The organism is Rohdeia mirabilis (genome assembly GCA_007750655.1).
Taxonomy (GTDB): Bacteria; Planctomycetota; UBA1135; order UBA1135.
On sequence record CP036290.1, the window covers coordinates 4,239,700 to 4,262,557 of the forward strand.

Annotated in this window: 23 protein-coding genes and 1 pseudogene; 6 read left to right on the top strand and 18 right to left on the bottom strand. The window is 68.7% G+C overall.

From position 1 onward, the window contains the following. Positions 1–69 precede the first annotated feature (69 nt). Entirely contained in the window at positions 70–513 is a 444-nt protein-coding gene (locus Pla163_RS15710) for a hypothetical protein (protein WP_145190644.1), read from the top strand. Positions 514–597: 84 nt separating this feature from the next. Here Pla163_RS15710 and Pla163_RS19135 read toward each other — a convergent pair whose 3' ends face one another. The 7 genes and pseudogenes from Pla163_RS19135 to Pla163_RS15730 form a co-directional block, all read right to left on the bottom strand. Then, positions 598–762, bottom strand: a complete 165-nt coding sequence (locus Pla163_RS19135; RefSeq protein WP_419186011.1) for a hypothetical protein — start codon at positions 760–762, stop codon at positions 598–600. A gap of 21 nt (positions 763–783) precedes the next feature. Further along, positions 784–948, bottom strand: coding sequence for a hypothetical protein (locus Pla163_RS19140; RefSeq protein ID WP_419186012.1), 165 nt, complete (start codon positions 946–948; stop codon positions 784–786). Then, positions 948–1,115 (bottom strand): annotated as a pseudogene (locus Pla163_RS15715) (heavy-metal-associated domain-containing protein); the annotation flags it as partial. The pseudogene Pla163_RS15715 and the gene Pla163_RS19140, both read right to left, overlap by 1 nt. Before the next feature lie 12 nt (positions 1,116–1,127). Beyond that, positions 1,128–1,292, bottom strand: a complete 165-nt coding sequence (locus Pla163_RS19145; RefSeq protein WP_419186013.1) for a hypothetical protein — start codon at positions 1,290–1,292, stop codon at positions 1,128–1,130. A gap of 215 nt (positions 1,293–1,507) precedes the next feature. After that, entirely contained in the window at positions 1,508–1,852 is a 345-nt protein-coding gene (locus Pla163_RS15720; RefSeq protein ID WP_145190651.1) for a heavy-metal-associated domain-containing protein, read from the bottom strand. A gap of 108 nt (positions 1,853–1,960) precedes the next feature. After that, positions 1,961–2,965: a 2-oxoacid:ferredoxin oxidoreductase subunit beta gene (locus Pla163_RS15725; protein ID WP_145190654.1), complete on the bottom strand. Its 1,005-nt coding sequence runs from the start codon at positions 2,963–2,965 to the stop codon at positions 1,961–1,963. 28 nt (positions 2,966–2,993) lie between these two features. After that, a complete protein-coding gene (locus tag Pla163_RS15730) occupies positions 2,994–4,847 on the bottom strand; it encodes a 2-oxoacid:acceptor oxidoreductase subunit alpha (protein ID WP_145190658.1) in 1,854 nt (617 codons plus the stop codon). Between the two features lie 438 nt (positions 4,848–5,285). Between Pla163_RS15730 and Pla163_RS15735 the strand changes: the two genes are divergently transcribed. From Pla163_RS15735 to Pla163_RS15745, 4 genes are all read left to right on the top strand, one after another. Next, the gene (locus Pla163_RS15735; RefSeq protein WP_145190661.1) at positions 5,286–6,449 is read left to right on the top strand and encodes an FIST signal transduction protein; all 1,164 of its coding nucleotides are present in this window, start codon (positions 5,286–5,288) and stop codon (positions 6,447–6,449) included. Beyond that, on the top strand, positions 6,446–6,589 hold the full coding sequence (locus Pla163_RS19150) for a hypothetical protein (protein WP_419186014.1): 144 nt from the start codon (positions 6,446–6,448) through the stop codon (positions 6,587–6,589). Before Pla163_RS15735 ends, Pla163_RS19150 begins: the two co-directional genes overlap by 4 nt. Before the next feature lie 24 nt (positions 6,590–6,613). After that, positions 6,614–7,162: a rhodanese-like domain-containing protein gene (locus Pla163_RS15740; RefSeq protein WP_145190664.1), complete on the top strand. Its 549-nt coding sequence runs from the start codon at positions 6,614–6,616 to the stop codon at positions 7,160–7,162. Between the two features lie 67 nt (positions 7,163–7,229). After that, on the top strand, positions 7,230–8,051 hold the full coding sequence (locus tag Pla163_RS15745) for a 3'(2'),5'-bisphosphate nucleotidase CysQ (protein WP_145190667.1): 822 nt from the start codon (positions 7,230–7,232) through the stop codon (positions 8,049–8,051). Positions 8,052–8,176: 125 nt separating this feature from the next. On the opposite strand, the gene Pla163_RS15750 is transcribed toward Pla163_RS15745, so the two are convergent. From Pla163_RS15750 to Pla163_RS15795, 10 genes are all read right to left on the bottom strand, one after another. Further along, positions 8,177–8,743 (bottom strand): HD domain-containing protein, encoded by a 567-nt coding sequence (locus Pla163_RS15750; RefSeq protein ID WP_145190670.1) that lies wholly within the window; start codon positions 8,741–8,743, stop codon positions 8,177–8,179. Positions 8,744–8,765: 22 nt separating this feature from the next. Then, a complete protein-coding gene (locus tag Pla163_RS15755) occupies positions 8,766–9,623 on the bottom strand; it encodes a hypothetical protein (protein WP_145190673.1) in 858 nt (285 codons plus the stop codon). Between the two features lie 76 nt (positions 9,624–9,699). Further along, positions 9,700–9,897, bottom strand: a complete 198-nt coding sequence (locus Pla163_RS15760) for a ribbon-helix-helix domain-containing protein (protein WP_145190676.1) — start codon at positions 9,895–9,897, stop codon at positions 9,700–9,702. A 53-nt stretch (positions 9,898–9,950) separates the two neighbouring features. Continuing rightward, on the bottom strand, positions 9,951–12,113 hold the full coding sequence (locus Pla163_RS15765; protein WP_145190679.1) for an alkaline phosphatase family protein: 2,163 nt from the start codon (positions 12,111–12,113) through the stop codon (positions 9,951–9,953). Then, on the bottom strand, positions 12,113–14,344 hold the full coding sequence (locus tag Pla163_RS15770; protein WP_145190682.1) for an alkaline phosphatase family protein: 2,232 nt from the start codon (positions 14,342–14,344) through the stop codon (positions 12,113–12,115). Before Pla163_RS15770 ends, Pla163_RS15765 begins: the two co-directional genes overlap by 1 nt. Positions 14,345–14,855: 511 nt before the next feature. After that, complete coding sequence (gene cysC, locus Pla163_RS15775; protein WP_145190685.1) at positions 14,856–15,392, bottom strand: adenylyl-sulfate kinase; 537 nt, start codon at positions 15,390–15,392, stop codon at positions 14,856–14,858. A 135-nt stretch (positions 15,393–15,527) separates the two neighbouring features. Then, positions 15,528–16,490, bottom strand: coding sequence for a sulfatase-like hydrolase/transferase (locus tag Pla163_RS15780; RefSeq protein ID WP_419186015.1), 963 nt, complete (start codon positions 16,488–16,490; stop codon positions 15,528–15,530). A 138-nt stretch (positions 16,491–16,628) separates the two neighbouring features. Beyond that, positions 16,629–17,885: a nucleotidyl transferase family protein gene (locus Pla163_RS15785; RefSeq protein ID WP_145190688.1), complete on the bottom strand. Its 1,257-nt coding sequence runs from the start codon at positions 17,883–17,885 to the stop codon at positions 16,629–16,631. Positions 17,886–18,037: 152 nt separating this feature from the next. Further along, a complete protein-coding gene (locus tag Pla163_RS15790) occupies positions 18,038–18,253 on the bottom strand; it encodes a ribbon-helix-helix domain-containing protein (protein ID WP_145190691.1) in 216 nt (71 codons plus the stop codon). A 435-nt stretch (positions 18,254–18,688) separates the two neighbouring features. After that, positions 18,689–20,008: a sulfatase-like hydrolase/transferase gene (locus tag Pla163_RS15795; RefSeq protein ID WP_419186016.1), complete on the bottom strand. Its 1,320-nt coding sequence runs from the start codon at positions 20,006–20,008 to the stop codon at positions 18,689–18,691. A gap of 592 nt (positions 20,009–20,600) precedes the next feature. On the opposite strand from Pla163_RS15795, the gene Pla163_RS15800 reads away from it, so the two are divergent. Next, the gene (locus Pla163_RS15800; protein ID WP_145190697.1) at positions 20,601–21,113 is read left to right on the top strand and encodes a hypothetical protein; all 513 of its coding nucleotides are present in this window, start codon (positions 20,601–20,603) and stop codon (positions 21,111–21,113) included. A gap of 146 nt (positions 21,114–21,259) precedes the next feature. Here Pla163_RS15800 and Pla163_RS15805 read toward each other — a convergent pair whose 3' ends face one another. Then, a complete protein-coding gene (locus tag Pla163_RS15805) occupies positions 21,260–22,702 on the bottom strand; it encodes an NADP-dependent isocitrate dehydrogenase (RefSeq protein WP_145190700.1) in 1,443 nt (480 codons plus the stop codon). Between the last annotated feature and the right edge of the window lie 156 nt (positions 22,703–22,858).

A 22,858-nucleotide genomic window follows, 5' to 3' on the forward strand; every position in this document is an offset into this window, starting at 1 on the left:
GTGCAGCGGTCCGTTCGCCGCCCCTTCTGGGTGAATGGCCGGGCTCGCCGCTGGTAGGCTCGTTCCGCCATGAACACCACCCGCACGACCCGCACGTCCTCGCTCCTGCTCGCCCCTCTCGTCCTCGCCGGCGCCCTCCTCGGCGGCTGCTCCGACGACCAGAAGGACCGTCTGCGCGACGCCGGCCGGACGATCGGCGAGGGCGCGAGCGAGATCGGCAGCGTCCTGGCCGAGTTCACCGCCGAGAAGCGCGAGCAGATCGCCGACCAGCTCGAGGCCGGTCGCGAGGCGCTGGCCGAGCGCAGGGAAGAGCTGCAGCGTCAGATCGAGGAGGCCGAGGGCCCCGCACGCGAGGCCGCCCAGGAGAAGCTCGAGCAACTCGAGGTGCTGCGCGAACAGCTGCCCGAGCTGATGGAGCAGCTGCGCGGCAGCGGCGCCGAGAACCTCGAGGCTCTGCGGGAACGCGCCGGAAACTCGCTCGAGAAACTCGGGGAACTCGTCGGCGGCAAGTGAGACGAGCGGGCCCCGATGCCCGAGGGCCGAGAGCGAACGATGTCGCTCTCGGCCCTCGGCTCGAAACGGGTCGGTGTCGTTCGCTCAGTTGGTGGCGAGCGTGAAGCGCGACGCCGAGTTCACGGCATCCATGATCGCTTCGGCGGAGGGGTCACCCTCCTGCACGCGGATCGAGCACGTCTTCGCCTTGTAGTCGACCTCGACGTCGCCCTCGGCGAGTCCGTCCAGTTTCGCGATGGCCCTCCGCAACTGCGGAGGACAGGCGGCGCCTCACGTCATCCCGTCGACCTTGAAGGTCACGAGCTGGGAGGCGTCGGGAGTGCCGGCTTCGTTCGCTGTGGGCTCGGACGTCGCGGTGGACGGAGCCTCGGCCGAACAGCCGGAGAGAGAAAGAGCCAGGGCGGTTGCCGTGGCGGCGATGGTGGCTCGGAACATCAGCCTTCCACCTTCGCGGAGAACTTGGTGCCTTCGAAGACCGCGACCAGGTCGTTCGGGCTCAGACCACTCGCGGCGTCGAACACGACCGTGGCCGTCTTGTTGGTGTTGTCGATGTCGACGTTCTTCACACCTTTCACCGATTGCAGTGCGGACCGCACTTGCGCCGGGCAGGACGCTCATGTCATGCCGGTCATCTTCAGCACGACCTGCTGGGAGGCCGGGATGGCGTCCAGGGTCTGAGCGGAGCTGGTGGTGTTGGTCGTGCTGGTCTCGTCCGGGCTCTGGCAGCCGACGAGCAGCACCGGCACGGCCACGAGGCCGGCGATGATGGATCGATTCATGGTTCTGGTTGTGGTTCGCGTGTGGTTCACGGGAGTGGCGCGTCCGGTCCGCTCGCCATCGAGCGGCGGAGCGCCCCGTGAATGGTCCCACAGACCTTCGCCGTGACCACACGAAGGGATGCACCGCCCCCCTGGCACCAGCCTGGATCGGGGATGTCCCCCGCTATTGGAGCCCGTGGCTCCGAAGGTCGCCCCACTCGCCCGGGCCGCCGGGCTCAGTTCGCCTTCAGCGTGAACTGCGTGCCCTCGACCGAGGCGAGGATGGCCTCGACGTCGGGGTCGCCCGGCTGGAGCCGGACGTCGCAGGTGGCCGACTCGAGATCCACGTCCACGTCGGCCTCTTCGATGCCTTCCAGGCTCGCGATCTTCTTGCGGACCTGGGGCGGGCAGGCCTCGCAGCCCATGCCCTCGACCGTGAAGTGCACGACCTGGGTCTCGGCCGAGTTCGCCTGGGCGCCAGCGCCGGCCTCGGTGGAGTCGTGCGAACTCGCGTCACCGCAGCCCTGCAGGAGGACCGAGAGAGCGAGCAGACCAGCGAGCGAGAAGCGGTCGAGTTCCATGAGCGTTCGCCGAGTTGGGGTCGTCGGTGCAGGTCGTGTGTGCAGGTCGTCGGTGAGCGGCACGCGGTCGTCGCGAGCAGCCGCGTCACCACTCGTTCGGTCGGCCGTTCAGCTGACCGTCCAGGTCTCGCCGCGCTTCAGAAGGTCCTCGAGTCGTCCGCGGCCCTTCGTGGCGAGGACCTGGTTCACCTGACCGCGCACGCCCCCGTCGTAGGTCGGAGCCTGGACCTGGCGGAAGATGCCGATGGCGGTGGGCTTCTCGTGGTCGGCATCGAGCTCGGCCAGGATCTGCGCGGCGGCGGTCGTCGGGCGCGTGGGGTCCCAGACCTCGGCGTTCGCCGCGTCGGTGAACTCCACGTCGAAGCCGTCGAAGCGCACGCCCTTGTCGCCCTCTTTGCCGTAGACCATCGGTTGGCCCGGCTCGAGGTCGAAGGTGCGGTCGTCGCGCACCTTGCGATTGGCGACCGAGTCGAAGCAGCCGTCGTTGAAGATCACGCAGTTCTGGAAGATCTCGACGTACGCGGTGCCCTTGTGCTGAGCGGCGGCGTGGAAGATCTTCTCCATGTGCTTCGGGTGCGTGTCGATCGTGCGCGCCACGAACGTCGCACCGGAACCGAGCGCGAACGAGACCGGGTTGAACGGCCGGTCGATCGAACCGAAGGGCGTGGACTTGGTGCGCAGGCCGACGGGCGACGTGGGCGAGTACTGTCCTTTCGTCAGACCGTAGATCTGGTTGTTGAACAGGAGCACCTTCACGTCCACGTTGCGCCGCAGCATGTGCGCCGTGTGGTTCGCACCGATCGAGAGGCCGTCGCCGTCGCCGGTGATCATCCACACCGAGAGCTCGGGGTTGGCGATCTTGACGCCGGTCGCGATCGCCGGCGCGCGGCCGTGGATCGTGTGGAACCCGTACGTGTTCATGTAGTACGGGAAGCGGCTCGAGCAGCCGATGCCGCTGATGACGGCCAGGTTCTCGCGCGCGATGCCGAGGTCGGCGAGGACGGTTTGCACCGAGTTGAGGATCGAGTAGTCCCCACAACCGGGGCACCAACGGACCTCCTGGTCGGACTTCAGATCCTTCTTCGTGAGCGGCGTGACGTTGCTGTCGGACATGACGGTGTGGTTCGGCGCGCGGAGCGGATCAGACGAGTTCGTCGAAACGGGCGACGAGTTCGGCGGTGGAGAACGGCAGGCCCTGCACCTTGGGGTAGGAGATGAACTCGACGCCCGGGTACTCGCTGCGCAACAGGCGCGCGAGCTGACCCAGGTTGAGTTCCGGCACGAGCACGCGTTCGTAGCGGGCGAACAGCTCCGCCAGGCCCGGCGCGAAGGGCCACATGTGGCGCATGTGGATCGCGCCGATGCTCTTGCCGTCGCGCAGGCAGATCTCCATCGCACTGCGGATCGAGCCGTAGGTCGAGCCCCAGCCGACGACGAGCAACTTGCCCTCCTTCGCGCCGAAGACCTCGGGCGTCGCGATCTCGCGCTGGATGCCCATGATCTTGTTCGCGCGCAGGTGCGTCATGCGCTCGTGGTTGATCGGGTCGTACGAGATGTTGCCGGAGTGCTCGTCCTTCTCGAGGCCGCCGATGCGGTGCTCGAGACCCGGCGTGCCCGGCTTGGCCCAGGGACGCACGAGGCGGTCGTCGCGCTTGAACGCGTGGAAGTCCTTCGTCTCGGTCTGGAACTTCACGCGGAACGGCTCGAGCGAGTCGGCGTCCGGCACGCGCCAGGGTTCCGAACCGTTGGCGATGTAGCCGTCGGACAGAAGGATCACCGGCGTCATGTAGCGCACGGCCAGACGCACGGCCTCGATCGCACACTCGAACGCGTCGGACGGCGTGGAGCACGACACGACGGGCAGCGGCGCGTCACCGTTGCGGCCGAGCACGGCCTGGTAGAGGTCGGACTGCTCGGTCTTCGTCGGCATGCCGGTCGACGGGCCGGCGCGTTGGACGTCGACCAGCACGAGCGGCAACTCGGTCGAGATCGCCAGGCCCAGGGCCTCGGTCTTGAGCGCCACGCCCGGACCGGAGGTGGACGTCATGCCGATCATTCCGGCGAACGACGCGCCGATCGCGCTGCAGATCGCGGCGATCTCGTCCTCGCTCTGGACGGTGACGACGCCGTGGTTCTTGTAGCCCGACAGGTAGTGGAGGATGTCGGAGGCCGGCGTGATCGGGTAGCTACCGAGGTAGAGCTCGAGGCCCGCCAGTTCGGCGCCCGCGACGAGACCCATCGAGAGGGCCTCGTTGCCCATCACGTTGCGGTAGGTGCCGGGCGGCAGGGTGTCGCAGGGCGGCACTTCGTAGCGCCCCTGGAACAGCTCCTGGATGTCGCCGGCGTTGTAGCCCGCGCGCATCGCCGTGATGTTCGCGTCGGCCAGGTCGGGCTTCTTGCCGAACTTCGCCTTCAGCCACTTCTCGGTGGGCTCGAGCGGGCGGCTGTACAGCCAGTACATCAGCCCGAGCGTGTAGAAGTTCTTGCAGCGCTGGACGTCGCGCGCGGAGAGCGGCGAGTCGGTGAGCGCTTCCTTCACGCGCTGGTTGATGTCGATCTCGATCAGGCGGTAGCCGTTCAGCGTCCCGTCCTTCAGCGGATCCTTCGCCAGGCGCGCCTTCTTGAGGTCGGTCTCGCCCCAGTTGCCCGTGTTCACGAGCACGATGCCGCCGGGCTTGAGGTCGGCGATGTTCACGACCAGCGCCGCCGGGTTCATCGCCACCAACACGTCGGGCGAATCGCCGGGCGTGTGGATGTCCGACGAGCTGAACCGCACCTGGAAGCCCGAGACGCCCGGACGCGTGCCGGCGGGCGCACGGATCTCGGCCGGGAAGTCGGGCAGCGTCGCGAGGTCGTTGCCCGCGATCGCCGAGGTGGTCGTGAACTGGTTGCCAGTGATCTGCATGCCGTCGCCGGAGTCACCGGCGAAGCGGATCACGACGTTCTCCTGGCTCTGCAGGGGCAGTTCGGCGCCGGGTTGGGAGTTCACGGTCATTCGTTGAGGCGGTGGCGGGCAGTGGTGGCTGCCGCGCGGAAGTTCGGAACGGTGAGCGGACGGACGCGGCGAGCTGCTGGACCTCCGGCGCTCCGAGTCCCGGGCGTTCCGGGATCTGGAGGGGTCGGAGCCGTCGGAGACCCTGCGCGGGGGCTCCGCGGGGCGGGGCGTCGCCGGGAAATCGGCCTCCCATTCTGCGCCCTGGAACCGACTCCTGCACGGGGCATTCGACCTTCTGGAGCGTGCAGCCGCACCGCTTCCCGCAGATCACCCGCGGTGTCGCCGACGGACTCGCGCGCTCCGAGTTCCCGCCCGAAGAGGACCCGCGGCTCCACATGCCGACACCGTGGGCGCGCGCTCCGACCGAATGGGCCCGGATCCCGCGGGTTGCGGCCGGAGAGCGTCGTTGGGGCATCGACGCACCGGTACGATCCCGCCATGGATCTCGCCTGCGCCGCCGCTCTCACGAACGAAGCCGACCCCGATCGTGCCCTGGACGAGGCCACAGCTTCGATCAGCGCCCAACTCGACGGGCGCTCGGTCGACCTGCTCGTCTGCTTCCTCACCCACCACCACGCCGGGGCGCTCGAGCGGATCCCCGAACGCCTCGTGGCCGCCACCGGCGCGCGGACCCTGTTGGGCTGCACCGGCGAGTCGGTGCTGGGCGACGACCGCGAGCTCGAGCAGGGCCCCGCCCTGTCCCTGTTCGCGGCGCACCTGCCGAAGACCGAGGTGACCGCGTTCCGGGCGGCGTTCGACGGCGAACTCCCGCCCCCACCGGACATCGCGGACGACGGACGCGACACGTCGATGCTGCTGCTCGCGGACCCCTTCTCGTTCCCGGCGCAGGAGTACCTCGACGTCCTCGGCGAGCGCTATCCGGGCCTCCCGGTGGTCGGCGGCATGGCCAGCGGCGGCATGGGACCGGGGCAGAACATCGTCTTCGACGCGAACGGCGTGACCGACGGCGGCGCGATCGGTGCGCTGGTCCGCGGCGCGGCGGAACTGCGACCGGCGGTCAGTCAGGGCTGCCGACCCGTGGGCAAGCCGTGGGTCGTGACCGGCATCGAGGACGGGCACGTGCTGACGCTCGGCGGTCGCCCGGCGCTCGAGGTGCTGATGGAGACCATGGCGACGATGGAGAGCGACGAGCGCGAAGCCTTCCAGCGCGGGCCGTTCGTCGGCGTGGCGGTCGACGCGAACAAGAGCGAGTTCGACCGCGACGACTTCCTGGCGCGCGGCCTGCTCGGCGCCGACCCCACCAGCCGCGCGATCGCCGTGGGCGACAACCTGCGCAAGGGCCAGACCATCCAGTTCCTGCTGCGCGACGCGGAGTCCGCCGGCGAGGACATCGAACGCGTGCTGACCCGAGCCAGCGGGCAGGGCTGCGCCGGCGCGTTGATGTTCACCTGCAACGGCCGCGGCGAGCGCATGTTCGGCAGCCCGCACCACGACGTCAGCCACGTCCAACGCGCCCTGGGTCCGAACCTGCCGCTGGGCGGCTTCTTCGCGATGGGCGAGATCGGACAGGTGGGACCGCGCGCCTTCCTGCACGGGTTCACCGCGTCGCTCGGGCTGTTCGTGCCGCGGGGTCGGTCGTGATCGGCCACTGCCTCGCTCCGCCGCCCGTCGCGTTCTTCGGTTCGCGCGAATTGATCGTCATCGGCGTCGTGGTCGTGGTGCTGCTCTTCGTGGCACCGGCCGTCGCCCGCGCCGTCGAACGCCGCCGCGGCGAACGCTGACCTCCCTCCCACCACTCGACCTCCATGGAGTACTTCGCACTCTTCTTCGCCTTCCTCGCCTTCCTGGTCGCCACGAGCGCCGCGAAGAAGGGCGGCGTGTCGAAACAGGACCTCGACGACGCGCGGCGCGACGCTCGACGCGACGCCCAGAACCTGGCCGAGGAGGTGCAGCGCGAACTGGCTGCGACGCGCGCGCTGCTCGCCGAGGTCGCCGCCGGCACGGCGCTCGACCGCGATCAGATCCTCGAAGGCCGACTGTGGCGCGACGTGGACGCGCGCGAGGGACAACGACTCGTCGAAGGTGGAGAGAAGCTGCACCTGCTCGACGTGCGTTCCCCGGGCGAGACGGCGACGGGCATCATCCCCGGCGCCCAGCTGATCCCGATCGAGCAGCTCGAGGCGCGCCTGGCCGAGGTGCCGAAGGGCGCGGGCGCGATGCTCGTGTACTGCGCGGGCGGCGGGCGCTCGGCGGCGGCCTGCGAACTGCTCGCCAGCCAGGGCTACGCGGGCCTGCACAACCTGGCGGGCGGCATGGGTTCCTGGTCGGGGCCGGTGGCGCGTCCGAACGCCTGAGCGCGCGGGCGGCGATTGCGCCGGATAGGGCTCGGGACGGCCGCGCGGGGCTGCGTAGACTCCTCGGATGACAGCCTCCTTCGAAGCGGAACTGGGCTTCGCGCGCCGCATCGCGCGCGAAGCGGGTGAACGAGTCCTGGCCCTGCGCGCGTCCGGACGTTGGACCGACCCGACGATCGTCGGCGATGTCGGCGACCAGGCGGCGGACGCCTACCTGCAGGGCTCGATCCGCGCGGCGTACCCGAACGACGGCCTCCTGTCCGAGGAGACCGTCGACAGCCCGGCGCGCACGAAGAAGTCGCGCACGTGGATCGTCGACCCGCTCGACGGCACGAAGGAGTACCGCACCGGACGCGTGGACTGGGCGGTGCACGTGGCGCTCGTCGTCGACGGCAAACCGGCGCTGGGCGTGGTCGCCCTGCCGAGTCTCGGCCTCGTGCTGTGGGGCGTGTGCGCGGAGGGCGAACCGCTGCGGCACGGCTTCGACGGCGTGCCCGAGGACGGCACGTCGACGCTGCTGCTGGGCGACAGCAGGACCCCAGGTGCGATGCGACTGGTCTGCAGCCGCAGCCACACGCCCGACTGGATGGAGCGCTTCGCCACGACACTTGGCGAGCACGAACTCGTGCCCGTCGGCAGCGTCGGCTACAAGGCCTCGCGCCTGTTGCTCGGCGAGGCTGACGCCTACGTCCACAAGACCGGCGTCAAGGAGTGGGACACCTGCGCGCCCGAGTGCGTGGCCCTCGCGCTGGGTTGGCACGTCAGCCGCTTGAACGGCGACAAGCAGATCTACAACCAGCTGGATCCGCGCAACGACGAGCTGCTCATCTGCCGTCCGGCGGATGCCGAGCGGATCATGCGGGCGCTGCGGGACAGCGGCGTCGTCTGAGGGCGAGTTCGGTCGCGAGCGCGGCGTCCCGTGGCGGCTGGAAGCGCGCGACGCGGAGAAGCGCGTCGAACGGGGCGAGACGGTGCACGGCGACGCACCGAGAACGGCGCCGTCGCGCGCTCGACTCAGAGCGTCTCGCCGCAGACCGCGAGGATGCGGCCCAACGTCGTGCGCAGGGCATCGGCCAAGCGCTCGTTCGTGCGCGCGGACAGGGCCGCGACCATCGCGCGGTGCTGGGTCAGCGTGCGCTCCTTTCCGCCGCTGAACGGCTGCCACGCGGCGTTCGTGTCGCCCATGGACTCGAGGTGCGCGGCGAGGCTCGACAGGTTGTGCAACACGTCGGCCGACTTGACCGCGGCACCGCGTTCGGAGAGGTGCGGCACGTGTTCGAGCGCCGTGCGCTTTCTGACCTCCCAGCTCTGCCGTTTGTCCTCGGTCAACTCCGCCACGACGCTCGCCACGTCGTCGCCGAACGCGCGCGCGAGGCCGGGCAGGTCCCAGTCGTCGGCGTCCTCGGCCACGTCGTGCAGGAGCGCCGCTTGCACGGTCACCTCGTCGGCACCGAGCTGGGCCAGGAGCAGCGCCATGTGCACTGGATGCACGACGTACGGGTCGTTGTTGCCCTTGCGCCGGTGAGGCGCATGGGCCTCGATGGCGACGGCGAGCGCGCGTTCGACGGCGTGGGAGTACACGAGGTTGGTGCCCGAGCGCCGCTCAGATCTGGATCTTGAGCGGCTTCAGGATCGCGACGCCCGCGAGCATCGAGAAGATGAGGAACAACAGTCCAATACCGAAGATCCCATCAGCCATGTATTGGATCGAACGCGCGGGATAGACGAAGGCGATCCGCGAGACGAACGTGTCGGCGAGCGAACCTTCTGCCGGGTTCTCGAACAGATCCTTCAAGCCGCGCCCCCGCACCCCCTCCAAGGGACCCATGTGCTCCTCGCCGGTCACGATGCGCTTCGTGACGACCTCGCCGCTGGGCGAAGTGATCGTGATCACCTCGTCACCCTCGGCAACCGCGACGACCTCGAAGGCGATCAGTCCCTTCCGCTCATTGCGCACGATGGGCGTCATGCGCTGCAACGTATCGGGAAGCACGACCCGAACGTCTCGGATGTCGCCCTTGGCTTCGTCGTCGAGGACGATGACCACCTCGTGACCTTTGCCTGGCATCCACTCGCCACGTGCGTCAGTCCAGACCGGAATCGGCATGAATGCGAACCACGTGATCAGTTGGGCGGCCAAGAACGCGAACGGAACGAGCAGCGGCAGGATCGGACCGAAGTTCAGCCCCAGGTACTGGAAGTTCCGCCCGAGCACCCGCAGCACCGCCTTCGCCACGATCCGCAGATCGTTCTGATAGAGCCGGATCTCGATCATCGCCCCCTTGATCTTGTCCTTCACGGACTTGATCCCGCCTTGAAAGCTGATCTGCTTGAAGATCAACAGCGCGATGATGCCGAAGACGGCGCTCACGAAGACGAGAGCACCGAACCAGCCCATCCAGCCGATCGCGCCCATGAGCGCAGAGAAGGCTGAGGAGCAGATGCTGTTGACGAAGTCCATCGAGAATGAGGCGGTCTGGGGGGAGAGAGAGCGCGCAGGGCACGCTCACCGGGTTCATGTCTGGCCGGCGCCGAACTCAGCTGATGTAGCCGAGGCCGCGCAGCTTCTCGGTGATGTCGTCGTCGGAGTCCGCGCCTTCGAAGTGCTGGAGTTCGCGCTCGATGATGTGCGCGATGAACTCTTCGTGGGAGGCGTAGCCCGCGACCTCGGACACGCGCTTGACGCGCTCGATGAGGTCGGGATCCAGTTTGATCTTGTTGCCGCTGCCGAACATGGTGCTTCGGTGGTTGGAGGGAGTGGTGTTGATGAAGTGACTGGCGCGCTCGATCAGTCTTCGAGCACGCGGTGTCCGTGCATGCCCTCGAGGGGCTCGACGCCGTAGTGGGCGAGGACTTCGACCGTGAGGTCGGCGAGGCCGTGCTGGCCCTCGCGCACCTTCTTGGTCGACATGAGGATGCCGCCGACCACGTCGGGCGACATGAGGTGGCTGCCGTTGAACGTGCCGCCGGTGTTGTTCTCGATCCAGTCGGCGCCGTCGCCGCGACCGGCCGACGTCACGCGACCCAGCGACGACTCGTCCGAGTTGCCGTAGCCGAACTCGTACCCGACCAGGATGTCGGGAGCGTCGGCGAGGCGCTCCTTGTTCGCGTAGAAGTCCTCGGCGATGTCCGCGCGGCGCACGACCTTCTTGCCCGTCGCGGGATCGACGATCGCCTCGAGCTCGGCCTTGAGCTTCTCGAGCAGCGCGCGCCGCTCGCCCGCGGTCACGATGCCCGGTTCGCCGTCCTCGCCGTGCGCGGCGACGCCCTCGCGCCCCGCGAGGTTGAGGTACAGGCCGTTGAACCCCATGCCGTAGGCGCGCGTCTTCGACCAGTCGGTGACGCCGGGCATCGACAGGGTGACCTGTTCGGCCAGCGGGACGCGACGGTTGGGCGGCGTGCCCGAACGCGCTTCCTTGTCCATGCCGGCCGAGAGCACCAGATAGCCGTTGTCGTACAGCCAGGTGTTGAGCGAGAACTTGCGGCTGTAGGGCGCGAAGCCGTGGTCGCTCATCACGATCAGCTCCCACGGCTCGCCGGAGGCGTCCATGCGAGTGCGGATGTCCTCGATCACGGGCTCGACCTTCAGGTAGATGTCGTGGACGACGTCCTTCCAGGCCGAACCCTCGCGACCGCTCCACCAGGCCGTGTCGTCCCCGGCCATGGCGGCGTCGTGGAACGGATGGTCCGCGTCGCTGTGCCGCCACAGCATGTGGCACATCAGGTCCACGGTGGAGTAGTAGAAGAAGAGCAGGCCGCCCTCCTCCTTGTCGAGGTAGCGCTCGAACGCGTGGTCCATCATCCGCCTGCGCTCGGTGTAGACCAGGTCGGACTGCGCGAGGAACTCGTCGTCCGTGATGATCTCGTTCTTGAGCGCGTTGACGTCCTCGGCCATCCCCTGCGTGTAGTAGGTGCCGATGGCTTCGGCGAGGTCGGCGGACGCGCTCTTCGGTGCGGAGACGTCGTAGATCGGGTTCGAGGGATCGATGTTGACCGGCGAGGCGTAGAAGGCCACGTGCGGTTCGAGCTGGCGCAGGTAGAAGCGAACGACGCCGCCGATGCCACCGAAGTCCACCGGGACGAAATCGCTCCACTCCCCGGGCTGCAGCACGAGGGTGCGCAAGCCCAGCTCGAACGCCGCTGCACCGGTGACTTCGCCCGTGCGCGGATCGGTCGCCTCGCGGTCGATGTAGACGGTCAGCGGCGCCGACGAGGCCTCTCCGCCGATGCTGGGGCCCTTGAGCTCCGCGTCGATCACGCCCCCGCGTTCGGTCAGACCAGCGTCGAGCTTCTTGTAGGAGATGCGGTCGCTGGCGAACGCATCGGTCGTGAAGAACGACGCCTCGCCGTAGGCCGAGTCGACCGCCGGCGTCATCATTCCGGGGAAGGAGACGCCGTTGCTCGCCTCGACGGGGTAGTTGATCGGCATGCGCCAGATGTCGGCCGGCACGCCGTGGTCCGCGAGCACCTTCCAGAACGCACGGCCCGAGCGCGTCGACTCGACGTCTCCGCCGGTCAGTCCGAAGAAGCCCGTCGGCGTCGTGACCGTCGTCGAACCGATGACCGCACGCGTGACCGGATCGCGGTGCAGGAAGTCGTAGATGCCGTGGCCGCCGGGATCGCGGCCGGTGATGAAGTTCGACCAGGCGACGGGACTCTGCGGCGGCTGCGACGTGCCGAGCTCGTGGATCCCGCTCTGCTCCGCCAGCCAACGCAGGTTCGGGGTGCGCTCGGGGAAGCGCGCGATGACGTCGCGCAGGATGTCGGGGTCCATGCCGTCGACGCCGAGGACGATGAGCCGCGGGTGCGTCGCCGCGTCGGACGCGGAGCTCGCGGTGTTGGGCGCGCTCACCACGGCTGCCGGGGTGAAGGCTCCGCCGAGTGCCAATGCACCGGCCACGAGCCCTCCGAGTCCGAGGAAGGCCCCCGCGTTCTTGGTCCAAAGTCGCATCAGACGCGCTCCGGCTTCTCCGCCGGCTTCTTCGTGGTGGCCGGCATCTTCTCCGGCGCGGGGTGGGGCTTGCTGGGGAACTCGCGCAGCTGTTGATCGCGCACGCGCTCACCGAAGAGGGACGAGCCCTGCATGTACTTCGGGATGTCGACGCCGAACATGTCCAGCGCGGTCGGCGCCAGGTCCATGATGTTGGGCCGCTCGGTGTTGATCGGGCGGTTGCACCAGAAGACGCCGGGCACGAGGCGCGGGTCGACGCAGTGGTCACCGGACCAACTCTTCGTGTTGTCGGTGAAGACGTCCTTCGAGACGGCGCCGGTCGCGCAGTCCCACGAGTGGCGGTAGCCGCGCTGGTAGCCGACCAGGATCTCCGGCGCGAGGTCCGCGTAGGGCCCGCCGTGGATCTCCTTGGTGATCGACGCCTCGAGCACCGCGGTCTGGCCGGTGGCCGGGTCGACGAGGGCCTGGAGCTTGCCCTGGATCTCGCGACACAGGCTCTCCATCTCGGGGCCAGGTGCGACGATGCCCTTGGCCTCGCGTCCCTTGCGGTTGATGAAGATGCCGGTCAGGCCGAGCGTGAACGCCTTGGTCCGACTCCAGTCGACGTTCTCGAACCAGTCGCCGCTCGTCTCCGCACCGTCCTTCAGCACGAGGTAGCCCTCGTCGCGCAGCCAGGCGTTGATGTTCACGCCGCGGCGGAAGTTGCAGAAGCCGTGGTCCGACAGCACGCAGAAGACGGTCTTGCCGTCCTTGTCGTTCACCTTCGCGCGCACCTCGGCGAGGAACTCGTCCATCTTCGCGTACAGATCGCGGATGGTGTGCTCGAACACCTCGGTGTCCTTGCCCGCGTTGGCCGGGTGGGTCGGATCGAGGTAGCGGTAGAACATGTGGCAGATACGGTCGGTGGTGTCGAACACCACCGTGACGAAGCCCTTCTTCGTCTTCTCGACCACGTCCCACAGCTGCTTCTTGCGCTCCTCGAAGATCAGCCAGGACTGCTTGAGGAAGGCCTCTTCGTCGACGACTCGCTCGTTCAGCGCCCAGGTGTCCTCGGCCAGTCCGAGCGTGGCGTACGGGCCCAGAGTCTTCGCCAGGTAGATCGAGTAGACCAGCGGGTGGCTGATCGGCATCGCCGGCTTGTCCGGGTCGATGTTGATCGGCGTCACGTAGATCTCGACGTCCTTCTCGTCCCAGGTCTGGACGTAGAAGCGCGCGATGCCCTGGGCGCCCTTGAACGGGATGCGCATCCAGGGCGTGTACTCGCGGTAGCCGACCGTCGCCTTCTCGCCTTCGACCTCGAACGTCGCTTCGCGCTTCGCTTCGTCGAACGTGACCTTGAAGGGACACTTCATGCGGTGCCGATCGGCGCCGGCCGGACCGGTGAGGTTCGACTCGACGACGCCGGCCGCGCTCTTGCGGATGACGTACTGCTGGCCGCCGATGTGGGCGTCGCCCGAGCGCGGCTTCGTCGAGTAGAAGCTGAACGAACCCTGCGTGCCCTGGAGGTCGGGCACGCACATGCCGGACAGGAGCACGCCGTTGTCGAACTTCTGCGCGGGGAAGGTGATCGGGACCCGAATGATCGAGCTCCAGACGAAGTTCTTCCCGAGCAGCTTCCAGAAGGGCTGGCTCTTCTGCAGCAGCCGCGTGACCACCTTCGTGCCGAACGGAATCTTCGCGAAGCCCAGGTTGAGCGACTTCGGCAGCTCCTTGACCTCGGTCGAGGACAGCGCCGGCATGTAGTTGCAGGGGTCGCGCGTGAGGAAGTCGTAGATGTTGTGGCGCGACGCGTCCACGCCCGTCGCGTAGCTCGACCAGGCCACCGGCGAGATCGAGGGGTAGGCCGTCTCGAGCGGTCGGAAGCAGCCTTCCTTCTCGAGGGCCTGGAAGTTCGGCATCAGCCCCTCGGCCGCGAACTTGCGGTAGAGGTCGGGATCGAAGCCGTCGAGGCCGAGCACGATCATCCGATCGACCTTGGGCTTCGCGAGTCCGCGCATGCGGAACGTGCGGATGGCGGCCTTGATCGGCCAGATCGCGACGATGGCGAAGGCCAGCGCGAAGGTGCCGACGAGCACCAGCGCCGAGCCGGCCGCCGCGAAGCCCGCGCCGGGGCCGATGTAGGCCGGCAGAGGGGCGCTGGTGGCGGGCGAGGCGAGGACGGCCTGGGCGGCGAGCGCGAGGGCGCCGGCGCGGATCCAGGCTCCCTGGGACCGGGAGGGTTCGAAGATCATCCGAAGGGGATGGGCGTGCGTGCGGTCGCGACTCGGCGCGGGCGGCCGTCCAAGATGGACGGACCCCGGTCCGGGCGACCGGATGGTCGGCTGGGCGAAGGGAGAGAGGACGACGTACGGCCTATCGGCAGGGCGCGCGGATCGCCGGGGGGGCGAGTGCGGTCGCTCGGGGATCCGTCGCGGGGGTGGACCCGCAGCGACACCACGAAGTGCGCCCGCGGGGCTCGGGACCCGATGGGATCGGTGGTTCCGACCGGCCAGGGTTCCGCGCCCGAGGGGAGGATGCTGTGAGAATACCCCTTCTCGGGCCGCCTCGGCGGTGCCGGGTCGGACAGAACCTCGGTGTTCACGAGGACGCTCTCGGGGGCCGGCGGGTTCCGAGGCCCCCTCCTCCTCCCCCAGCGAGCGGCGGCCGAGGGCGGGCGGCTCGGAACGACGACCGGCGCGCGCCCTCGAGGGACGCGCGCCGGTCGGTGGAGTCTGGACGCAGCCGGAGCCGCGGCGGGAGGACTCAGGCGGGCAACAGGCCGCGCTCGCGCAGGTAGCCGATGATCTTGTCACCGGACTGCTCGATCGACTCGTCGCCGGTGTGGACGACGATCTCCGGCTTGGCCGGCGCCTCGTAGGGGTCGCTGATGCCGGTGAAGTTCTTGATCTCGCCGGCGCGGGCCTTCTTGTACAGGCCCTTGGTGTCGCGCTCTTCGACCACGGCGAGGGGAGCCTCGACGTAGATCTCGATGAAGGGCGCCTGCGCCATGTCGCGGCATTCCTTGCGGACCGCCTCGTAGGGGCTGATGGCCGCCGTGATCGAGCAGACGCCGTTGCGCGACAGCAGGTTCGCGACGTAACCGATGCGGCGGATGTTCGTGTCGCGATCCTCCTTGGAGAAGCCGAGACCCTTGGAGAGGTTCTCGCGCACTTCGTCACCGTCGAGCGTCTCGACCTTCACGCCGAGGTCGATCAGTTTGGGGGTCACGTACTGGGCGAGGGTGCTCTTGCCGGCGCCGGAGAGTCCGGTGAACCAGAGAATGAATCCTTGGGAGGACATGTCGAGGGAAGGGAGCAGGTGTTGCGGTTGGGGATTGGATGCAGACGGCGCGCCGACCTGGATCGGTTCGGCGCGCTGGGCGTGCGAGCGCGGCGCGAGGCCGAGCGTCGGACGCTTCGATGATCGGTGTTGCGACTAGCGGACCTTGCCTTCGAGGTAGGGCACCTCGAAGCACTTGCTGTGCATGATCGGTCCGTGGCCGAAGTAGCCCTCTTCGCCGAACAACTCGCCGTGGTCGGCGGTGACGACGATGTGGGTGTTCTTGGGAACGATGTCGTAGAGCTGCTCGAAGACGCCGTCCAGATAGCGAACGGTGTCGATCTGGCGCTCCTTCAGCTCGTCCATCTTGTCCTGGTCGAAGAACTGGAACTCCTCCTTGAAGTCCGGGCTGTCCGGATTCACCTGGTCGTTCATCTTCTTGAAGACGCCGTTGACGCCCGAGATGCGCGGCCACATGGAGGAGTCCTCGTTCGGCTTCGCGTAGGGGTAGTGCGTCTCCCCCACGTTCAGCATGTAGAACGACGGCCGGTCGTCCTTGAACTCGAGCGTCGGCAGCATGGACGCCATGTCGTTGTGGCTGTCCATCAGCTGGAACGAGTCGAAGAAGCGGTTGATGCCGGTCTTCGGGTTCAGTACGGGCAGCGAGACGCGCGCGCCGGTGCGGTAGCCGAGTTTGTTGCGCAGGAACTCGGGCAGCCACAGGCCGGGGACCATGGCGCCGAAGTCGACCGTCTTCTCACGAGCGCCGAGGCGCTCGTTGTAGTTGAAGAAGTCCTCCTTGTAGTACTCCGACGCGTACACGTTCGGCGGCGACGTGTGCGGGAAGAGGCCCGTCAGGAGGTTGTAGTGCGACGGCGCGGTCCACGACGCGTACGTGTAGCGCTTCTCGACCTTGCCCCCCGAGATCTTCGGGATGAACTTGGTCTCGGCCGCCATGAAGGTGTCCCAGCGACACGAATCCAGCGTGATCACGACGAAGTGATTGTCCGCCTGGGGCTCGGGGTGCGGAGGCATTCCGCCCCGCATGGGCAACGGGCGCGGCGGCAGCTTGGGAGCGGGCTTGGCCGGCTTCTTCTTGAAGGCGTCGAGGAGACCCATGGCGTCGATCGGTCGAGGTTCGCGAGTGGGGGGAGAGGTCGGTCCGGACGGCGAGCCCGGACCCGTTTCGATGCGAGCGGCGCCGCCGAGGCCCCCATCGGTGTCCCGAAAGGTGCCCCGACGACGCGGCCCCTGCGGTCACTTCTTGGTGGCGTAGAAGCCGACCAGCACTTCCGCGGTCGACTCGCGCATGATCCGCGGGTCCGGCTTCTCGCCGGCGACGAGTTGCTCGCGCACCTTGGTACCGGAGATCGAGACCATGGTCTTGTCCTTGTTCTCCTGGACCAGGCCCACCTTGCCGAGCTCCTCGAAGTAGGCGGCGAAGCCCACGTTCGTGGTCTTGATGGCGAGGTCGCCGCCGAGCTTGCCGAAGATCTCCTGGGCGTCGAAATCACCCCAGATCGCGGTCTTGTCGGCGAACGGCGCGTCGGCGTGCTTGCGGCCGATGATGAAGTGCGTGAAGCCCAGGTTCTGGCGGTAGATCGCGTGCATGACGGCTTCGGCGGGGCCGCCGTAGTACATGCGCATGTCGAGGCCGACGAGCTCGAGCTGATCGTTCAGGTCCTGCCCCTTCGACTTCCAGAGCTCCTCGTCCTTGTCGCCCTCACCGAGGAAACGGCCGGCGACGAGACGTTCGTAGGTCTCCATGCGCGTGGTGGCCGGGACGTCGTCGCCCTTCAGCTGACCGACCAGCGGGTTGAGGACGACGCCGGTCTTCTTGCCGGTCTCGCGCAGGATCACCTCGGCGCCGTAGACGAGCGCGTACTCGTGGGCGCGGTGCAGCGGGTTGCGGGTCTGGAACGCGATGGACTGCTCCCAGCCCTTGTCGGCGATCAGCGCGCGCGTCTGGGTCGGGGACATGACGCGGTCCGCGAAGGGGCGGTCGTCCTCGAAGGACCGCAGCGTGATCGTGCCGCCCACCAGCTTGGTGCGCGCGTCACCCAGCCACAGTCCGGCGCCGGGGTGGTCGTGGCGCTCGGTGCCGTAGACCTTCTCGATGAAGTGCTGCTTGTCCCAGTCGAAGACGTCGAGCACCTCGATGGTGCCGAACGCCTTGCCACCGAAGGTCAGAACGGCGGTCTGCCCGGCGGACAGGTCGGCCGCTTCTGCGTCGGTCACGGGCAGGACGATCGGGATGGTCCAGGCCCACTTCTTCCCGTCGCGCACGATGCAGCCGCTCGAGAGCACCGAGTCGTAGTCCGCCTTGCCCATCGGCCCGGTCAGCGGGCTGAGGGTGCCGTCGGCGACGCGGTACAGGGTCGTGCGATCGGTCTCGTCGACCTCGATCGAACCCGTGGCGGCGTCGATCGAGAGGGAGGCGGCGTCGACGATGCGGTTCACCGGCTCGGAGAGTCCGCCGTGGACGGGGGCGACGGTGGCAGCGGTAGCGGTCATGGTGCGGGGATGGGTCGTGCGGAAGCGGGTTCGTGCGGAAGCGAGTCCGGTCGGCTCCGATCTGAGGAGCGTCGGCTCGTTCGAATGGTGGGTCGGCGCCGCGTTCGGCGCGGGCCGTGGAAGGTGGTTCGCCCGAGGGGAAATGGGTCCGCCTACAGGTAGCCGAGGTTCTTGAGCTTGCGCTTCACGTCGTCGAGCTCGTCCTGGGTGAACTCCGGCTTCTTCTCCTCGTCGGCCTCCCCCATCAGGTCGCGCAGCACGTAGACGATGAAGTCGGTGGGCGAGTTGAAGCCCGAGTCCTCCACGACCTGCTGGATCTTGCGATACAGCGGACGGGGGATCTTGACGGTGACTTTGGGCTCGCGCACGGCTGGGGAACGGGTGGAGAGGGGCCGCTGGGGCGGGTTCGGAGCGCGGGTCGGTCGACCGCTGGGGCCCGACCGTGCGCCACACCTCGTCCGAGGAGGAGCGCGCGACACTCCGATCAGGCTCCGATCGTACTCCGATCGGAGCCTACACTCCAATCGGAGCCTCTCGGCCACGACCTGAAGCCACGCGCCCACAAGGGCTTGGAAAGCCCCGAAACCGGGCCCCACGAGCCCCTGGGACGCGCCGAGACGGCCTGGCCTCGCTCGCTGGTGACGACGAGCCCCGTGGCGGACCCCCACGCCACCTGGGCGGCTCCCGCTGCGGGCTCGTCGGACGCCCCACCCCGTGGCGGGCCGACGCGGCCGCTGGCCCGGAGCGACTCCAGCGCCATCGGATGGGCCCGCCCCTTCACCGACGAAGGGGGACAGGACCGCTCAGTAGGGCCAGTTGGGCCCCAGGAGCGCCGAGCGCGCGCTCAGAGCGTCCGCGATCCACTGGGCCCCCATCGCCGTTCCGGCCAGGTCCGCCCACTCGTTGGCCACCAGGGAACCGGGCACCACGTCGAAGGCCTTCTCGGCCGAGCCGGCGTTCACGAGCACCTTGGGCCCGTCGGCGCGGATCAGGGCCCAGTCGTCGTACAGGAGCCCCGGGACCTCACCGCCGTTCGGGCCGAAGCGCTGGACGAAGGCCATCTGGCGCGCGTGGATCGGCGGGCCGGTGTTGGTCAGCTCGGCCGCGAAGGAGATCGAGTCCTCGAAGCCAGCGGGCGCGTCGACGCCGAGGACCTCGAGCAGGGTCGCCGGCAGGTCGCAGGTCTGGATCAGCGCGTCCGTCCCCCCACCGACGGCCGGCACGACACCGGCACCGAGGGCCCAGAAGGGCACGTTGGTCCCCCCGTCGAACTGGGTCAGCTTGTAGCCGGGCGACAGCTGGAACGGCGGTACCACGTCGCCGGGCGTGCCGTTGTCCGCGACGACGATCAGCAGCGTCTTCGAGAAGTCGATGCAGCAGGCCATCTGCGCGATGGCGGTGTCGAGCGCGACCACCTGGGAGACGAAGCGCGCGCGGTCCGAGTCGGCGATCACGTAGCCGGGCGGGAGGAGGTTCGCGGGCGCGGCGTTGTGAGGCTCGTGGGCGGCGGCGAACGAGACGTAGGCCAGCTTGCGCCCTTCGGTGTTGCTCCACCAGTTGAGGAACGACTGGCCGATCACGGTGGTCGAGTACTCGGTCTCGGTCACCTGGACGCCGTCGTTGATGCTGGTCCAGTTGTAGTGGTCCTCGCCGTTGATCAGGTTGCCGACGATGCCCTTGCGCCAGGTCTGGAAGCCGCGCACGCGGGGCGCTTCCTCCACGACGCCGCTGGCGCGGTTGTTCAGGTGCCACTTGCCGAACATGGCGGTCGAGAAGCCCTGGGCCGAGAGCACCGAGCCGATCGAGATGCTGCGCGCCGGAACGCCCACGTCGTTGGGGTCGCTCGCGTTGGCGACCAGGCCGTCCCCGATGAAGTCGCGGTGCGGGTACCGGCCATAGATCATCTGGTAGCGACTCGGCGAGCAGACCGACGTCGTGTACGCGCGATTGAAGCGCCGCCCGAAGACCGACAGGAGATCGAACGTGAAGGTCTGGGCCACGACGATGTCCTGCCACCCCACGTCGTCGAGAACGATGACGACGGCCGACTCGGCGGCGACCTGGGCGCGCGCGGGAGCGGCGAGGGGCAGGGCTAGAGCGACGAGCGCAAGGAGGAATCGCATGGTTCGTTGTGGCCCCGGGAAGGGGCGGCGCCGGCGAGGGGCGGCTCGGGGTGGGCGCGACGGGGTCCGAACCAGCACGGGCTGACCGGAGGGGGTTCCGAAGAACACACGTCGTTTCGGACCCGCCCCCGCCAACCGTCCGGTGCCGATCCGCGCGCGGTCGACACCGTGGACCGGGCGGACCGCTCCGAAGGGACGCCGCGGGGGCCCCGACGGTTCCTCCGCGGACCTCAGCGCGCCGAAGCATACGACGCACGACGGGTCCGGGCGGCGGGATCGGGCGTTCGTGGAGGGGGTTCGGAGGGGGTCGGACCTCGGATCCGGCCGTCCTTCCGAGAGCCCCGCAGCCCGGATCCGTCGGCAGCGCCCGGCCCGCGGAACCCGGGTGAACGGGCTCTTTCGAACGGCGGCTCGGGATAGGCTTTGCTCCGAACGAACACCGAGGGCGCTCCATGCGTCCACTCCGGGACGACCTGGGACCGCGCCGTCGCGACCCGGGGCCCGAACTCCGCCGGCCCGAAGCGCCGGCGCCACCATCGCCGACTCGCCCACCGACCGGCACACCGACAGACCGGCTCCAGCCCGACCCGCCATGCGCACGTCCATCCGCCTCGCCCTCGCCGCTCCCCTCCTCAGCCTGCTCGCCGCCTGTGGTGGCGATGCCGCCGCCAATGCCAATCCGTACGAGCGCGGCCTCGACCAGGCCAAGGCCGGCGACCACGCCGCCGCCGTGGCCAGCTACGACGAGGCCCTCGCCGACCTCGAACCTGGCGCGGGGACCTACATGGAGATCCAGATGGCGCGGATCGAATCGCTGACCCACACCGATGCCCCCAAGGCGGCGATCGACTTCCTCGAGGTCGCCGACGAGAACTCCGAGTTGGTGAAACCCGAGGACTTCATGCGCGTCTTCAACTGGTTCGTCCAGGTCAAGGACTGGGGCCAGGGCGGCAAGATCGCTGACACGTTCGGAACGGCGTACCCCGAGAACGAGGAGCTCGCCCAACGCATGGACACGCGCATCCAGGAAGCGATCGACGCGGGCGAGGTCAGCGCCGCGCAGCTCGAGATGCTGGAGGGCCTCGGCTACGTCAGCACGCAGTGACTCGAACCGGGCGATCCGCGGCTGGCCGCTCGCGAATCGCTGCGCCCATCGGATCGGACGGCGGACCACCGCCCCGAACGACGAACGCCGCCGCCCCTTCGATCGAAGGGGCGGCGGCGTTCTCGCGTCGAAGCGCCGTGCGGGGCTCAGTCCTCGCCCTGGGCCAGCGCGTAGGCGCGCTTGCCGTCCACCTCGAGCAGCATCTCCAGGTGGATCAGTCGGTAGATCTGGGTGACCTTCACCATGAGTGCCGCGACGTCGGCGTAGGACAGATCGGCCTTCGGGTCGCGCGCCAGGAAGCGACAGCGCCAGTGGTCGACGCAGTCGGTCGGCGCGCCGGTCAGCGGGTACACGACCGTGCCGCGGTTGCTGATGATCTTGAGCGCGAGCGGCGTGCCCTCGGCCAACTCCTCGAGCCTCGCGCCGATCTCGCCGGGCGAGACGCGGCCCTCGAGGAAGAGGTCGCAGCCGATGTCGCGCCGCGACTTCGGGACCGTCTCGCACTCGCCGACGTCGGGCAGGACGAGCGGCTGGTGCTGGCGGCGCACCCAACCGGCGGGCTCCTTGCCGAGGTTGTCGAGCACCGCGTTCGTGAACTCGTCGGTCCCGACGCCTTCGCCGCGCTTGGCCAGATCGCCGGTGCGCGGGCCGTTCTGCATGGCCAGCGCGATGGCGGCCTCGACGCGATCGGCGGCGTCGAACGCGTCGATGTGGCGCAGCATCATGACGGCCGACAGGATCGCGGCGGTCGGGTTCGCGAGGCCCTTGCCCGCGATGTCGGGCGCGGTGCCGTGGACCGCTTCGAAGATGCACGCGTGCAGGCCCATGTTGGCGCCCGGCGCGATGCCGAGACCGCCGACGAGGCCCGACACGAGGTCCGAGAGGATGTCGCCGTTCATGTTGGTCGACACCAGCACCTCGAACTCCTCGGGCACGCGCACGAGCTGGTGCGCGCAGTTGTCCACCAGGATGTACTTGGGCTCGATCTCGGGGTACTCGGTGGCGACGCGCTCGAAGACACGCTTCAGCATGCCTTCGGTCAGCTTCATGATGTTCGCCTTGGTGACGCAGTGCACCGAGCCGCGCCCCTGGGAACGCGCGACCTCGAAGGCCAGGCGCGTGATCTTCTCGCAGCCGCGCTCGCTGACGAGCTTGAGGCACTGCGCGACGCTCGGCGTCTGCATGTGCTCGATGCCGGCGTAGAGGTCCTCGACGTTCTCGCGCACGACGACCATGTCGATCGGACGATCCGAGAACGGCGTCTCGATGCCCGGCATGATCCGCGCGGGACGGATGTTGCCGAACGTCTCGAGCATCTTGCGCAGCGTGACGTTCGCGCTCTTGCCGCCGAATCCGATCGGCGTCTCGAGCGGGCCTTTCAGCGCGACGCGGTTGCGCTGGATCGAGGCCATCGTCTCGTCCGGGACGCCGGTCGCGTCGCCGTCCTCGAACACGGCCTTGCCGGCGCGGCAGGTCTCCCAGGAGATGCCCAGGTCGCAGGCGTCGACGACGCGTCGGGCGGCGCCGATGACTTCGGGACCGATTCCGTCGCCGGGCAGGAGGGTGACGGTGCGAGAAGTGGACGACATGGGTGGGGCTCGAGGGTCCTGGTTGCGGCTGCGCGGGGGCCGTACACCCCGTGGGAACGGGTGGCGAACGACCTTTCGCGCGACCATTGAACGGACCGCCCGAGTCGGGTTCAAGGAAGCCCGCGCGGATCGCAACCTCCCCCTCCACGGAACGCG

Excerpts from the sequence above, each read along its gene's own strand:
- Pla163_RS15735 (WP_145190661.1), top strand. The coding sequence starts at position 5,286 with ATGGATCTCGCCTGCGCCGCCGCTCTCACGAACGAAGCCGACCCCGAT.
- Pla163_RS15720 (WP_145190651.1), bottom strand. The coding sequence starts at position 1,852 with ATGGAACTCGACCGCTTCTCGCTCGCTGGTCTGCTCGCTCTCTCGGTC.
- Pla163_RS19140 (WP_419186012.1), bottom strand. The coding sequence starts at position 948 with ATGTTCCGAGCCACCATCGCCGCCACGGCAACCGCCCTGGCTCTTTCT.
- Pla163_RS15770 (WP_145190682.1), bottom strand. The coding sequence starts at position 14,344 with ATGATCTTCGAACCCTCCCGGTCCCAGGGAGCCTGGATCCGCGCCGGC.
- cysC (WP_145190685.1), bottom strand. The coding sequence starts at position 15,392 with ATGTCCTCCCAAGGATTCATTCTCTGGTTCACCGGACTCTCCGGCGCC.
- Pla163_RS15730 (WP_145190658.1), bottom strand. The coding sequence starts at position 4,847 with ATGACCGTGAACTCCCAACCCGGCGCCGAACTGCCCCTGCAGAGCCAG.
- Pla163_RS15710 (WP_145190644.1), top strand. The coding sequence starts at position 70 with ATGAACACCACCCGCACGACCCGCACGTCCTCGCTCCTGCTCGCCCCT.
- Pla163_RS15765 (WP_145190679.1), bottom strand. The coding sequence starts at position 12,113 with ATGCGACTTTGGACCAAGAACGCGGGGGCCTTCCTCGGACTCGGAGGG.
- Pla163_RS15785 (WP_145190688.1), bottom strand. The coding sequence starts at position 17,885 with ATGACCGCTACCGCTGCCACCGTCGCCCCCGTCCACGGCGGACTCTCC.
- Pla163_RS15760 (WP_145190676.1), bottom strand. The coding sequence starts at position 9,897 with ATGTTCGGCAGCGGCAACAAGATCAAACTGGATCCCGACCTCATCGAG.
- Pla163_RS15745 (WP_145190667.1), top strand. The coding sequence starts at position 7,230 with ATGACAGCCTCCTTCGAAGCGGAACTGGGCTTCGCGCGCCGCATCGCG.
- Pla163_RS15725 (WP_145190654.1), bottom strand. The coding sequence starts at position 2,965 with ATGTCCGACAGCAACGTCACGCCGCTCACGAAGAAGGATCTGAAGTCC.
- Pla163_RS15780 (WP_419186015.1), bottom strand. The coding sequence starts at position 16,490 with ATGGGTCTCCTCGACGCCTTCAAGAAGAAGCCGGCCAAGCCCGCTCCC.
- Pla163_RS15805 (WP_145190700.1), bottom strand. The coding sequence starts at position 22,702 with ATGTCGTCCACTTCTCGCACCGTCACCCTCCTGCCCGGCGACGGAATC.
- Pla163_RS15740 (WP_145190664.1), top strand. The coding sequence starts at position 6,614 with ATGGAGTACTTCGCACTCTTCTTCGCCTTCCTCGCCTTCCTGGTCGCC.
- Pla163_RS15755 (WP_145190673.1), bottom strand. The coding sequence starts at position 9,623 with ATGGACTTCGTCAACAGCATCTGCTCCTCAGCCTTCTCTGCGCTCATG.
- Pla163_RS15795 (WP_419186016.1), bottom strand. The coding sequence starts at position 20,008 with ATGCGATTCCTCCTTGCGCTCGTCGCTCTAGCCCTGCCCCTCGCCGCT.
- Pla163_RS19145 (WP_419186013.1), bottom strand. The coding sequence starts at position 1,292 with ATGAATCGATCCATCATCGCCGGCCTCGTGGCCGTGCCGGTGCTGCTC.
- Pla163_RS15800 (WP_145190697.1), top strand. The coding sequence starts at position 20,601 with ATGCGCACGTCCATCCGCCTCGCCCTCGCCGCTCCCCTCCTCAGCCTG.